Raw genomic sequence first — 12303 nt, 5'->3', positions numbered from 1 at the left:
GCCGGGTGCTCGACGCCACTGGGGAAGAAACCGCTTCGGGACGCCCTGACGACCGGCTGCCGTCCGTGTTGCGCTTCGCGACGGAACTCGTCGCCTGGGTGGCGACGCCCTGGGCGCTGGCCGGGGTGTCCTGGCTGCTGGCGGCCCTCTCGGTGGTGGTCCTGATCGGCCTGCCGACGTGCTTCGCCACCCCGGGCGACAAGGCCAAGGTGGTGGTCGCGGTGCCGGGGTGGGTCACGATCCTGCTGGTGCTGCTGCAGCTGGTCGCCGCGGTCGTCAGCTCGTGGTTCGCCTGGCCCACGTGGGCGGCGGTCGCCGTGACCGCGCTCGCCGCCGCCACGGTGGTCACCGAGCGCCGACGGTGGCGGTGGCTCGCCGGTCGCCGGTAGGGCTTCCCGGTACCGAAGTGGATGACGGCAGCGCCGACGCCGGACGCCGGCGCCGCCGTCGTGGAACCGCCCGATCGACCGGGGTCATCCGGCGGTGAAGTCTGGCGCACGGAGGCGCACGCAGGACAATTTAGTCCTCGGTGACCGAGTGCGAGATATCGATTACACAACGTTCGACCAGGCAACCCTTCCGCGACCTCACCCGTCGCAAGAGCAGAACACTTCGGGCTGGAGAGCCCCATCAGGCGACTACTCCGAGGAGTGGCTACCCGGCAGACTGGCGTGGGAAGATGACGTCCAGTTACTGACGGCGAGGAGAGGCGATGAGTGTCATGGAGTGGCCTCACCACCTCCTGTCCCTCGAAGACTGGATCGACCTGCCGGAAACCCCGGAGCACCAGGTCGAAGTGGTCGAAGGGGTTCTCGTCGTGGCGCCGCGTCCGTTGCCGTTCCACCAGAGCGCTGTTACCCGGCTGAGCTACTTGATCAACGAACAGCTCCCGGATGAGCTCTGGGCGTTGAGCGAGGTCGAGGTGGTCGTCGCCGAGGCTCCGCTGACGGTCCGGGCACCCGATGTCGTGGTGGCGCCGACCGACTTGGTGGAGACGAACCCGGCGCGGATGGCGGCCCGTGAGGCGCGGCTCGTCATCGAGGTGCTGTCCGAAGGCAGCAAGCGCACCGACCGGGTCATGAAGCACTCCGAGTACGCCGAAGCCGGGATCGAGCACTACTGGATCGTCGACCTCGACCCGCCGGTCAGCCTGATCACCTACCGGCTCGTCGAGGAGGACTACGAGGACTTCGGCGAGTTCTCCGGAGTGGCTGAACTCGAGTTCGCGGGCTCCGGCCTCGTCATCGACCTGGACGCCTTGACCACCCGGCGGGCGCAACGGCCCTAGAGCCGCTCGGCCAGCAGCTTCCCGAGCGCGGTGTAGGCAGCTTCGGTGCCGTCGGTTTCAAGAGCAGGTAGGCGGTCCGCAGCTGGCCGTGGCTGTGCTTGGCGAGCGCCACCAGGACTCCGCTGAGCTCGCCGGTCAGCTCGCAGTGCATCGCGCCTTCGCCGACTCCGGGCATCGTCACCGGGTCTTTGCAGTCCTTCTTCGCCGCCGCCAGGAACTTGGCCACCGTCCGGGAGTCCGTGGCGACGAAGAGGTAGCCCAGCTGCCCGGCGCCGTATTGGCAGACGTAAGCCTTGCCGGCCCCGGTCTCGGTCGGCGCCGTTTCCTTGGAGCCGCCGCTGAGCCCCCTGCCGAGGCTCTGAATGATCTCGGCGTCGCTCAGGAACGGGCAGGCCTCCTTCAGCGTCGCCGGTGAGGCGGCCGGGGTGAAGGTCGGTTTCGGCTTCGGCTTGCTCACCGACGTCGATGACGGCGCCGACGTCGTCGCCGGGGCCGCCGCCGTCGTAGAGCCGTTCGAACACGCTGCGACGCCGGTCAGCAGGCATGCGGCGGCGATGAGTACCCCCAAGTTGCGCACGTCAACAACCTAGCTCCCCGTCACGGCCGGTGGATTTCGGTTACGCAACGTTCACGAGGCAACCTTTCCGCGGCCCACCCGTCGCTGGGTAGGGACCGAGGGGGTGACGCATGGCGCGGGGCGACGAGGAGTTCGCGGACTTCGTGCGCGCGTCCTCGGCGAGGCTCACCCACGCCGCGTACCTGCTCACCGGCGACCGCCACCAGGCCGAGGACGCCGCCCAGACCGCTTTCACCCGGACCTACGCCGCCTGGTCACGGGTCCGGCACAAGGACGCCTACGGCTACGCGCGCACCGTCTTGGTGAACCACGTCATCGACGGCTGGCGGCGGCCGATCCGCGAGTACGCCACCGAGACCGTGCCCGAGGGGCCGGACCGGCACGACGTCGACAAGGCCGTCACCCAGCGCGCGTGGCTCACCGCCGTCCTCAAGACGCTCACCGACCGCGAACGCGCCGTCGTCGTGCTGCGCCACTTCTTCGACCTGCCCGAAGCCGATGTCGCCCGTGAGCTCGGGGTTTCGCTCGGTACCGTGAAGAGCACGAACTCGCGGGCCCTGGCCAAGCTGCGGGTCGAAGCCGCCGCCGAGGAGACCCTGATCGGAGGGAGCGGGCGATGAACGACCTCGACGACTTCCGCGCCGCTCTCCGGCAGCCGCCCGATGAGCCCTTCGCCGAGCCCGACCTGGCCAAGATCATGGCCGATGGCACCCGCATCCGACGTCGCCGCCGCGTCCTCACCAGCGCCGCCGGGGTTGCCGCCGCGGCCGCCGTCGTGCTCGTCGTCGTCTTCGCCGTCCAGTTGCGGCAGCCCGCGCCCGCTCCCGTCGCGCAGCCGCCGTCGCCCGCCTCCGTGACACCGACGACCGGCGCGACGACCGGCGCGACGACCGGCGCCACGCCCGCCGAGCGGCCGATCGGGGACGTCGTCGGGACCGGGATCCACACCCGCCGGGGCGAGATCGTCTTCTTCGCGCGGGCCGTCGAGCTGCCCGAACTGCCGGACACCCACTTCGGCCTGGTCGCCGGGTTCCGCTCCGGCCAGGCGCTGCAGTCCGTGCTGATGACGAACGAGGTCCGCGGCTCCGACCGGTCGTTCGGCTTCCACGCCACCGACGGCGGCGAGCTTCTCCGGCGACGAGGTCATCCCCGTCTTCGGCTACTTCGCCGGCCCCGCCGCTCGCATCACCACCACCGTCCACGGCCAGACCGTCGAGGCCAGCACGGCGAAGTGGACCGAGGACCCGAACGTGGTCATCTTCTGGTTCGACCGCGCCGCCGTCCCGAACTCCGCCGTCCTGACGCCCCTGATCGCCTACGACGCGGCCGGGAAGCGGCTCACCAAGTAGGCGGTACCCACCGGCACACGGCGGGCGTAAGAAACCCACCGTGACCTCCAGACGCGCGTTCCTCACCGCTTCGGCCGCGCTCGGCGCGGCTTCCTCGGCCGCTTTTGGGGGGTTCCGGGTGGCGAAGCCCCCGGCCCGGGGCGAAGCCCCGGATGGCACAGCCGGTGTCCCCGCGGGCGCCGCCGAGCTGGGGGACCGCGGGCCCGGCGGCCCGGTCCGGCCGCAGCGTCCCGACGCCGAACTGCGCTCGCTGCTGCGGCAGGTCGACGAGCGGCGCGTCGAGGCGACCGTGCGGCGGCTGGCCGCGTTCGGCACCCGGCACACGCTCTCCGCCCAGGACGACCCCGTGCGCGGCATCGGTGCCGCGCGCGACTGGCTCTTCGCGCAGTTCCAGCAGGTCGCGGCCGCGTCCGGGGGACGGCTGAGCGTCGAGCTGCAGTCGTACGTCCAGCCGCCCGCCGACCGGATCCCGGTGCCGACGACGATCACCAACGTCGTCGCGACGCTGCACGGCTCCACCGATCCGGGCCGCGTCTACGTCGTCTCCGGGCACTACGACTCGCGCTGCTCGGACGTCATGGACTTCACCAGCGACGCGCCGGGCGCGGACGACGACGCGTCGGGGGTCGCCGTCTCCCTGGAGCTGGCGCGGGCGCTCTCGACCCGGCAACCGGCCGCGACGATCGTCTTCGCCGCCGTCGCGGGCGAGGAGCAGGGCCTCTACGGCTCGCGGCACATGGCCCAGCTGTTCAAGGCGGCGGGCACCGACGTCCAGGCGATGTTCACCAACGACATCGTCGGCGCCAGCCGCGCCGACGACGGCACGCGGGACCCGGGGACGATCCGCCTCTTCGCCGAGGGCGTCCCGACCGCGGAAACCCCGGCCGAGGCGAACCTGCGCCGCAGCATCGGCGGCGAGAACGACTCGCCGCCGCGGCAGCTGGCCCGGTTCGTCAAGTCGGTGGCGGAGAACGACGCGACCGGCATGGCGGTCCGGGTGATCTACCGGCGCGACCGCTACCTGCGCGGCGGCGACCACATCGGCTTCCTCGAACAGGGCTACCCGGCGGCGCGGTTCACCGAGCCCGCCGAGAACTTCGCCCACCAGCACCAGAACGTCCGCGTCGAAAACGGTGTCCAGTACGGCGACCTGCCCGAGTTCTGCGACTTCCCGTTCATCGCCCGCGTCGCGCGGGTCAACGGCGCCGCGCTGTGGTCACTCGCCACCGCGCCGGGCACGCCGGAGGGCGTCAAGATCCGCACCGCGGCGCTGACGAACGACTCCGAACTGCTCTGGACCGCCACGCCGGGCGCGGTGAGCTACGAGGTCCTCTGGCGCGAGACGACGGCCCCGGACTGGACGCACGCCATCGACGTCGGCCCCGCGCTGACCGCGAAAGTCGACCTGTCGAAGGACAACGTCTTCTTCGGCGTCCGCGCGGTGGGCCCCGGCGGACACCGGAGCCCGGCCGCGTTCCCGGCGCCGGTCAGCTAGGCCGCGGCCTGCGTCAGGACCTGCTCGACGACGTGGTGCGACGGCAGGATCAGGTCGCGCTCGGTGGCGGCGTCGACCTTGCCCTCCAGCAGGTCGCAGAAGCGGTCCAGCTGCGTCGCGAGCGGCTCGCGGGCGGTGACCAGCTCGGGGATCTCGATCACCGTCTGCTGGCGGTAGCCGAGGCCGTCCGGGGTGACGGAGTCGTGCGACACGTGCCGGTAGATCGTGACGTCGCGGCGCAGCAGGTCGATCTCGATCAGCCGGTCGAGCTTCCGACACGACCAGCGAGCGAACCTTCTTCTGGCCCAGCCGCGAGGCCGACACCGTGGCCAGGCCGCTCGGGAACGACAGCACCGTCTCGATGGTGTCCTCGGCGCCCTCGACCGACTGCGGGTGGAAGTAGCCCGCGCCGGACGTCACGCGCGCCGGCGTCGTCCCGCCGAAGAACTGGATCGCCAGGTCGACGTCGTGGACCAGCAGGTCCCACGCGACGCCGGTCTTGATCCGCGGCGCGTACGGGCCGTGGCGGCGTGCCATCAGGTGCACCGGCTCCTGGACCAGCGCCAGCGCCGTCATGACCGCCGGGTTGTAGCGCTCCAGCAGCCCGCACATCAGCGGGACGTCCTTCTTCGCCGACAGCGCGACGATCTCCTGCGACAGCTCGAAGCTGTTGCACACCGGCTTTTCCACGAGCATCGGCTTGCCCTGGCCGAGGATCTCCTGCGCCAGCTCGTAGTGCGCCTCGGTGGCCGAGGCCAGCACCACTGCGTCCACATCGGACAGTGAGCCGATCTCCGGTGTCCACTTCGTTTCGTACCGCTCGGCGACGGCCGTGCCCGCTTCCTCGCGCGGATCGATCACGCGGACCAGGTCCACGCGGTCGTTGCCGGCGAGCACGCGGGCGTGGAGGGAACCCATGTTCCCGGTCCCGACAAGAGCGATCCGATGCGTCATGCGCCCAGTACCTCGCGAACGGTTTCGATGATGGTGTCCAGGTCGGACTCGGTCAGGTGCGGGTGCACCGGCAGCGAAAGCGCCTGTTCGGCGACCGCCTTCGCCACGGGGAAGTCTTCGACGCGGGCGCCGGGGATCAGGTCGTGCCCCGCGTAGCACTCGTAGTCGAAGACGATCTTGGGGTAGTAGATGCCGTTGCCGATGCCGCGCTCGGTGAGCGCCGCGGCCAGCTCGTCGCGCGAGAGGAACGCGTGCGGCCCGACCAGCACGGTGTACTGGTGCCACACGTGCTCGCGGCCCGGCAGCACCTTCGGCACCTCGAGGCCCGGCGTGCCCGCGAGACCCTCCGAGAGCCGCTTCGCGTTGGCCTGGCGGGCGGCGGTCAGCTGGTCGAGCTTCGCCAGCTGCGGAATGCCGACGGCTGCGTGCAGGTCGGTCATCCGGTAGTTGTGCCCGGCGACCTCGTACTGGTAGCGGGCACGCATGCCCTGGTTGCGCAGCACGCGCAGCTTGTCGGCCAGCGCGTCGTCGTCGGTGGTGATGACGCCGCCCTCGGCGGTCGTGATGTTCTTCGTCGCGTACAGCGAGAAGCAGCCGATGCCGAACGAGCCGGCCTGCTTGCCCTCGAACGACGCGCCGACGGCCTGCGCGGAGTCCTCGATGACCTGGAGGCCGTGCTCGGCGGCGAGCGGGGCGAGCTTGCCCATGTCCGCCGTCTGGCCGTACAGGTGCACCGGCATGAGGACCTTCGTGCGGTCCGTCACGGCCTTCGCCACGGCGTCGGGGTCGATCGCGAAGTCGTCGCGCCGGATGTCGGCGAACCGGACGGTCGCGCCCGCCTCGAGGATCGCGTTCAGCGTCGCCACGAAGGTGAACGGCGAGGTGATGACCTCGTCACCCGGCTTCAGGTCGAGGACCTGCAGGGCGGCGACCAGCGCGGTCGTCCCGTTGTTGACCGCGATCGCGTGCTTCGTCCCGGAGACCGCCGCGAAGGCGTCTTCGAAGCGCTTGACCATCGGTCCCTGTGCGATGGCGCCGGAACGCAGGACCTCGACGACGAGGTCCTCCGCGTCGCGGACGTCGACCACGGTGATGGGGATCATGGGCAGTCTCTCTCGGCAGGCGATTTCGGCGCGTCCGGTACAGTGGGCCGCCGGTTCTGCGCCCGGCCGCCCTGCATGAACGCGGGCCACACGTTACCGGGCGCGGTAGCACGCCCAGTACCCAGCCGCCGACGAACGGATACCCGCCCGTGGCCAACCGCATCCACCCGACCGCTGTGCTCGGCGAAGGCGTCGAACTCGGCGACGACAACGTGATCGGGCCCTTCGCCGTGATCGTCGGGCCGACGAGGATCGGGAACGGCAACTGGATCGGCCCGCACGTGACGATCGGCACGCCCGGCGAGGACCGCGGCCGCCCCCACCCGGACGCCTGGACCACCGCGCCGGTGGGTGACCCGGATCACGACGGCCATGGCGTCGTCATCGGCAGCCGCAACCGCATCCGCGAGTACGTGAGCGTCCACCAAGGGACCTGGCGGACGACGACGGTCGGCAGCGACGGCTACTTCCTGCGCGGCTCCCACGTCGCCCACGACTGCCTGGTCGGCGACGCCGTGACGATCGCCTCCAACGCCGTCACCGGCGGCCACTGCCACATCTGGGACGGCGCCAACCTCGGCATGGGCGCGATCCTGCACCAGAAGGTCGTGATCGGCCCCGGCGCGATGATCGGGATGGGCTCGGCCGTCCGCCGCGAGATCGGCGCGTTCACCATCGCCGTCGGCAACCCCGCCCGCGTCACGGGCGTCAACGTGGTGGGCCTGTCGCGTCGTGGTCTGGACGAGGCGACGATCGAGGCGCTCGGGCCGTGGCTGAAGGGCAAGGCGGGGCTCCCGGACGTCACGCTGCCCGAAGACCTCTCTACCTTGGTCAAGGCGTGGGACGCTCGCCCGCGCGAGGAACACTAGGAGCTGTGAACATGTCGGAAGTCGCCCCCAAGCTGCGCGAGGTCTTCGTCGAAGCGCTGGACCTCGACGGTGACGTGGACGTCGAGAACCTGAAGTACCGCGACATCGAGGCGTGGGACTCGGTCGGCCACATGGCGCTGGTCGCGGCCATCGAGGACGAGTTCGACGTCGAGTTCGACACCGACCAGGTGATCGACATGTCGAGCTTCAAGGTCGCCGTCGACATGGTGACCGAGCTGCAGTCGAAGAATGACTGATCTGACCGGTCGCGTCGCGCTCGTCACCGGCGGGACGCGGGGGATCGGCCTGGCCACCGTGCGCGCGCTCGTCGATGCGGGCGCGACGGTGGTGCTCACCGGCCGCGACGAGTCCCGCGCCAAGGAGGCCGCCGCTTCGGCGGGCGCCGCAGCCGGGCTCGCCCTCGACGTCACCGACGCGAAGGCGGTGTCTTCGCTGGTCAGGAGCGTCGCGAAGGAGCACGGGAAGCTCGACGTCGTCGTCGCGAACGCCGGGATCATGGAGGACGCGCTCCTCGGCATGATCAAGGAAGACGTCGTCGACACGACGCTGAGCACGAACGTCGCCGGCACGCTGCACACCGTCCAGGCCGCGGCCCGGGCGATGATGCGGAAGAAGACCGGCGCGATCGTCGTCCTCGCCTCGATCGTCGGCGAGTACGGAAGCGCTGGTCAGACGGTGTACGCGGCGTCGAAGGCGGCGGTGGCGAACATCGCGAAGTCGGCGGCGAAGGAGCTCGGCCGGTCCGGCATCCGGGTCAACGCGGTCGCGCCGGGCGTGATCGAGACCGACCTGACCGCGGGCCTCTCCGAGGACGCGAAGGCGGAGAACACCGGCAAGACGCCGCTCGGGCGCCTTGGCCGGGCGGAAGACGTGGCGAACGCGATCCGGTTCCTGGTGAGTGATGAGGCGTCCTTCATCACCGGACAGGTGCTGGGCGTCGACGGAGGCTTGGTGCTGTGACGTTGCTGGGTGCGGGAGCTCGGCTGGTGGATGTGGCCGGGGGCCGCACGCTGGCCGGCGCGGAACTGTCGGCCGAGGTCGGCCGCTCGATGGACGCGCTGGCGGCGCTGCCCGCCGGCGTCGTGTTCGCCCGGATGTCGGTCGACCTGCCGAGCGTGCTGACCTACCTCGGCGCGTTCGAGTCCGGGCGGGCGATCGCGTTGATCGACCCGGCGCTGGACGCCGACGTGCTGGCCGGGCTGGTCGCGCGCTTCCGCCCGGCGGCCGTGCTGGCCGCCTCGGGCGACGCGCCCGAGGGCTACACCACGCGGGGCGCGGACTGGGTCCGCGACTCCGCCGAGGGCGTCCAGCCGCACCCGGACCTGGCGGTGTTGCTGCCGACCAGCGGCTCGACCGGCAACCCGAAGCTCGTCCGGCTCTCGCGGCAGGCGATCCTGGCCAACGCCGACGCCATCGCGCAGGTGCTGCACATCGACGCCGACGAGGTCGCGCCCACCTGCCTCCCGTTGCACTACAGCTACGGCCTGTCGGTGCTGAACTCGCACCTGGTGCGGGACGCGACGGTCGTGATCGAGCCGTCCGGCGTCCTCGGCCGTGGCTTCTGGGACGCGGTGAACACGTACGGCGTCACGTCCCTTTCGGGCGTTCCGTACCACTACGAAATGCTGCGGCGGCTCAAGTTCGACCCCGCGAAGTACCCGACGCTGCGCACGCTGACGCAGGCCGGCGGGAAGCTGCGCGACGAGCTGGTCGCCGAGTTCAACGAGAAGATGCTCGCCGTCGGCGGCCGGATGTACGTCATGTACGGCCAGACCGAGGCGTCGCCGCGGATGACGACCGTGCCCGCGGAAAAGCTGGCCGAAAAGCTCGGTTCCGCCGGGCCGGCGCTGCCGGGCGGGAAGTTCGCCGTCCGTCGCGACGACGGGTCGGAGACCACGCACCCGAAAATCGTCGGTGAGGTCGTCTACCGTGGGCCCAATGTGATGATGGGCTACGCGGACGACGAGTCCGGGCTGGCCAAGGGTGACGAATACGGCGGGGTGCTGGCCACCGGCGATCTGGGGTACCTGGACGAAGACGGGTACTTGTTCATCACCGGGCGGCTCAAGCGCATCGGCAAGGTGTTCGGCAACCGCGTCAGCCTCGACGACCTCGAGCACGCCGTGCGCACGGCGGCGGTCGGGATCGACGTGGTGGCGGCGGTGCCCGCCGGCGACAAGGTCGTGCTGTTCGCCGAGGGTGCCGACAAGGACATCTGCAAGGACGCGTCGCGGGCGCTCGCCGAGCGCCTGCACCTGCACGCCAGCGGGTTCGACGTGCGCCCGATCGACACCGTGCCGCTGCTGGCCAGCGGCAAGATCGACTACCGGTCACTGGAGGCGAAGGTATGAGTGTGTTCACTCGGTCGCAGGCCGACCGGGAAGCCTTGCTGCTGCCCGAACTCACCTCGCTGACGGCCCACCACCGGGCGAACTCCGAGGGCTACGACCGGATCCTGTCGTCGCTGGGCATCGCGCCCGACGCGTCCTTCGCCACGATCTCGGACCTGCCCTGGCTGCCGGTGCGGATGTTCAAGACGCACGACCTCAAGTCCGTCCCGGACAGCGAGGTGTTCAAGACGCTGACGTCGTCGGGCACCACCGGCGCCGGCGCGTCGCGGATCTACCTCGACAAGGAGGCGGCGGGCGCGCAGACCAAGCAGCTCGGCGCGACCCTGCAGGAGGTCCTCGGCGGCGAACGGCTGCCGATGCTGATGGTCGACACGATCGGCATCATCAAGAACCGCCGGTCGTTCTCCGCGCGCGGCGCGGGCGTGCTCGGCATGGCGAACTTCGGCCGCAAGCACACGTACGTGCTCGACGAGAACGACAAGCCGGACGTCGAGGCGGTCAAGAAGTTCCTCGCGGAGTACGGCGACAAGCCGTTCCTGATCTTCGGCTTCACGTTCATGGTGTGGCTGTACCTGTACGAGGTCGCGCGGGACAACAACCTCGACCTCTCGAACGGCATCCTCATCCACAGCGGCGGCTGGAAGAAGCTGATCGACCGCGCGGTCGACAACACCGAGTTCCGGCGGCGGTTCAAAGAGGACACCGGCCTGACCCGGATCCACAACTACTACGGGATGATCGAGCAGATCGGCACCGTGTTCCTCGAGGGCCCGTCCGGCAACTCGCTGTACTGCCCGGACTTCGCCGACGTCGTGATCCGGAACCCGGAGACGTGGGAAGAGCAGCCGGTCGGCGAGCCGGGCGTGATCGAGGTCGTCTCGACGCTGCCGACGTCGTACCCGGGCCACGTCCTGCTGACCGAAGACCTAGGTGTCTACAACGGCATCGACGACGGCGACTGGCCGGGCAAGCACTTCTCCGTGCTCGGTCGCCTGCCGAAGGCCGAGGCCCGCGGGTGCTCGGACACGTTCTCGGGAGCGGCCGCGTGACTTCCCTGACCCAGCGTTTCCCGGCTGCTGCTCCGGTCTCCGTGACCGACCTGGTCGACGAGCTTCGCGCTTCGCCGCCGGGAGGGCGGCTGCGCGTCGGCGACCCGCGGATCGTCGAGTTCGTCACGAAGTTCGCCCGCAAGCTGCTGGCCCCGGCCACCGCGCGCCGGTTCCCGGAGCTGGCGTCACTCGGCTTCTTCCTGCGCAAGGGCGAAATCGCCAAGGCCCTGTCCACACTGGACACTTCAGGCAACGCGCTGCGGTTCCCGCGCGGGCTGGTGTTCCACGTGCCCCCGGCGAACGTCGACACGATCTTCGTCTACTCGTGGGCGCTGTCCGCGCTGGCGGGCAACCACAACGTCGTGCGGGTGTCGTCGCGCTCGGCCGGGGCCGCCGAGGCGGTGCTGGAGGCGCTGAACGCCGCGCTGTCCGAAGTGGACCCCTCGGTGGCGGACGTCATCCGGGCCACCCAGCGGATGGTGACCTACGACCGCAGCGACGAGGTGAGCGGCGCGTTGTCGCTGGCCGCGGACCTGCGCGTCATCTGGGGCGGCGACGGTTCGGTCGCGGCGCTGCGCAGGTACCCGCTGGCGCCGCACGCGCGTGACCTGACGTTCCCGGACCGCTCGTCGTTCGCGGTCGCCTCGGTGGCGGGCTGGCAGCGGGCGGCCGAAGAGGAGCGTCGCGCGGCCGCCGAGGGCTTCTACAACGACTCGTACTGGTTCGACCAGGCCGCCTGCTCGTCGCCGCGCGCGGTGTTCTGGGTCGGCGAGGAGGCGAGTGCCCAGGCCGCTGGCCAGGAGTTCCGCACGCTGCTGGCGTCGGTGCTGGAGACCAAGCAGCACGTCACCGAGCCCGCGATGGCGGTCCAAAAGCGCGTGTCGGCGTACGGCGCGGCGGTCGACGGGCTGGTCAAGGAAATCGCGTTCCAGGGCAACGGCCTGGCGACGCTCGAACTGGCCGACCCGGCGGTGCTGCCGCGCGAATGGCTCGGCGCGGGCACGTTCGCGAACGCCCGAGTGTCCACTTTGTCCGATCTAGTGCCCATCGTCCTGCGCAAGGACCAGACCGTCAGCCAATTCGGCTTCACGGCGGAAGAACTGACAGCGTTCGCCCACGAGCTCGCGGGCCGCGGCGTCGACCGGATCGTGCCGTTCGGCTCGGCCCTGACGTTCTCGGCGGTGTGGGACGGTTACGATCTGCTGGCCGAGTTCAGCCGCCTGGTCACGGTGCAGGCCTGAGGAGAC

Annotated in this window: 13 protein-coding genes and 1 pseudogene; 11 read left to right on the top strand and 3 right to left on the bottom strand. The window is 70.6% G+C overall.

The genetic code is table 11. The annotated features are described in order from the left end of the window. The first annotated feature begins 5 nt into the window (after positions 1-5). Both QP939_RS12590 and QP939_RS12585 read left to right on the top strand, forming a co-directional pair. A complete protein-coding gene (locus tag QP939_RS12590; protein ID WP_285456934.1) occupies positions 6-389 on the top strand; it encodes a hypothetical protein in 384 nt (127 codons plus the stop codon). Between the two features lie 323 nt (positions 390-712). After that, positions 713-1288 (top strand): Uma2 family endonuclease, encoded by a 576-nt coding sequence (locus tag QP939_RS12585; protein ID WP_285456933.1) that lies wholly within the window; start codon positions 713-715, stop codon positions 1286-1288. Here the strand turns inward: QP939_RS12585 and QP939_RS12580 are convergent. Continuing rightward, entirely contained in the window at positions 1242-1865 is a 624-nt protein-coding gene (locus tag QP939_RS12580) for a hypothetical protein (protein ID WP_285456932.1), read from the bottom strand. The two genes, QP939_RS12585 and QP939_RS12580, sit on opposite strands and share 47 nt — an antisense overlap. Positions 1866-1975: 110 nt before the next feature. On the opposite strand from QP939_RS12580, the gene QP939_RS12575 reads away from it, so the two are divergent. The 3 genes from QP939_RS12575 to QP939_RS12565 all read left to right on the top strand — a co-directional run bounded on the left by QP939_RS12575 (position 1976) and on the right by QP939_RS12565 (position 4709). After that, on the top strand, positions 1976-2485 hold the full coding sequence (locus QP939_RS12575) for a SigE family RNA polymerase sigma factor (RefSeq protein WP_285456931.1): 510 nt from the start codon (positions 1976-1978) through the stop codon (positions 2483-2485). Further along, positions 2482-3258 carry a hypothetical protein gene (locus tag QP939_RS12570; RefSeq protein WP_352251135.1) on the top strand — a complete coding sequence of 259 codons (777 nt, stop codon included), beginning with the start codon at positions 2482-2484 and terminating at the stop codon, positions 3256-3258. The genes QP939_RS12575 and QP939_RS12570 overlap by 4 nt, the downstream gene beginning before the upstream one ends. Positions 3259-3332: 74 nt before the next feature. After that, entirely contained in the window at positions 3333-4709 is a 1377-nt protein-coding gene (locus QP939_RS12565; protein ID WP_434219673.1) for a M20/M25/M40 family metallo-hydrolase, read from the top strand. Here QP939_RS12565 and QP939_RS12560 read toward each other — a convergent pair. Continuing rightward, a pseudogene (locus QP939_RS12560) lies at positions 4706-5663 on the bottom strand (Gfo/Idh/MocA family protein). The gene QP939_RS12565 and the pseudogene QP939_RS12560 sit on opposite strands and share 4 nt — an antisense overlap. Beyond that, positions 5660-6766, bottom strand: a complete 1107-nt coding sequence (locus QP939_RS12555; RefSeq protein WP_285456929.1) for a DegT/DnrJ/EryC1/StrS family aminotransferase — start codon at positions 6764-6766, stop codon at positions 5660-5662. The pseudogene QP939_RS12560 and the gene QP939_RS12555 overlap by 4 nt, the downstream one beginning before the upstream one ends. A 149-nt stretch (positions 6767-6915) precedes the next feature. Here QP939_RS12555 and QP939_RS12550 point away from each other — a divergent pair, with 149 nt between their 5' ends. From QP939_RS12550 to QP939_RS12525, 6 genes are read left to right on the top strand one after another with little or no spacing between them, the layout of a single operon-like run. Further along, the gene (locus QP939_RS12550) at positions 6916-7635 is read left to right on the top strand and encodes an acyl-ACP--UDP-N-acetylglucosamine O-acyltransferase family protein (protein ID WP_285456928.1); all 720 of its coding nucleotides are present in this window, start codon (positions 6916-6918) and stop codon (positions 7633-7635) included. An 11-nt stretch (positions 7636-7646) separates the two neighbouring features. Next, positions 7647-7892, top strand: a complete 246-nt coding sequence (locus QP939_RS12545; RefSeq protein ID WP_285456927.1) for an acyl carrier protein — start codon at positions 7647-7649, stop codon at positions 7890-7892. Then, a complete protein-coding gene (locus tag QP939_RS12540; protein WP_285456926.1) occupies positions 7885-8616 on the top strand; it encodes an SDR family NAD(P)-dependent oxidoreductase in 732 nt (243 codons plus the stop codon). Before QP939_RS12545 ends, QP939_RS12540 begins: the two co-directional genes overlap by 8 nt. Continuing rightward, complete coding sequence (locus QP939_RS12535) at positions 8613-10007, top strand: AMP-binding protein (protein ID WP_285456925.1); 1395 nt, start codon at positions 8613-8615, stop codon at positions 10005-10007. Before QP939_RS12540 ends, QP939_RS12535 begins: the two co-directional genes overlap by 4 nt. Next, positions 10004-11056, top strand: a complete 1053-nt coding sequence (locus tag QP939_RS12530) for a LuxE/PaaK family acyltransferase (protein WP_285456924.1) — start codon at positions 10004-10006, stop codon at positions 11054-11056. The genes QP939_RS12535 and QP939_RS12530 overlap by 4 nt, the downstream gene beginning before the upstream one ends. Continuing rightward, positions 11053-12297 carry an acyl-CoA reductase gene (locus QP939_RS12525; RefSeq protein WP_285456923.1) on the top strand — a complete coding sequence of 415 codons (1245 nt, stop codon included), beginning with the start codon at positions 11053-11055 and terminating at the stop codon, positions 12295-12297. Before QP939_RS12530 ends, QP939_RS12525 begins: the two co-directional genes overlap by 4 nt. Positions 12298-12303: the final 6 nt, after the last annotated feature.

The organism is Amycolatopsis nalaikhensis, from assembly GCF_030264295.1.
In the GTDB taxonomy this organism is placed as follows: Bacteria; Actinomycetota; Actinomycetes; order Mycobacteriales; family Pseudonocardiaceae; genus Amycolatopsis; species Amycolatopsis nalaikhensis.
This window is presented reverse-complemented; position numbering and strand designations above follow the sequence as displayed.

What these genes read in the sequence shown, in the direction of transcription:
- QP939_RS12540 (WP_285456926.1), top strand. Translation starts at nt 7,885, where the DNA reads ATGACTGATCTGACCGGTCGCGTCGCGCTCGTCACCGGCGGGACGCGG.
- QP939_RS12575 (WP_285456931.1), top strand. Translation starts at nt 1,976, where the DNA reads ATGGCGCGGGGCGACGAGGAGTTCGCGGACTTCGTGCGCGCGTCCTCG.
- QP939_RS12555 (WP_285456929.1), bottom strand. Translation starts at nt 6,766, where the DNA reads ATGATCCCCATCACCGTGGTCGACGTCCGCGACGCGGAGGACCTCGTC.
- QP939_RS12570 (WP_352251135.1), top strand. Translation starts at nt 2,482, where the DNA reads ATGAACGACCTCGACGACTTCCGCGCCGCTCTCCGGCAGCCGCCCGAT.
- QP939_RS12545 (WP_285456927.1), top strand. Translation starts at nt 7,647, where the DNA reads ATGTCGGAAGTCGCCCCCAAGCTGCGCGAGGTCTTCGTCGAAGCGCTG.
- QP939_RS12585 (WP_285456933.1), top strand. Translation starts at nt 713, where the DNA reads ATGAGTGTCATGGAGTGGCCTCACCACCTCCTGTCCCTCGAAGACTGG.
- QP939_RS12530 (WP_285456924.1), top strand. Translation starts at nt 10,004, where the DNA reads ATGAGTGTGTTCACTCGGTCGCAGGCCGACCGGGAAGCCTTGCTGCTG.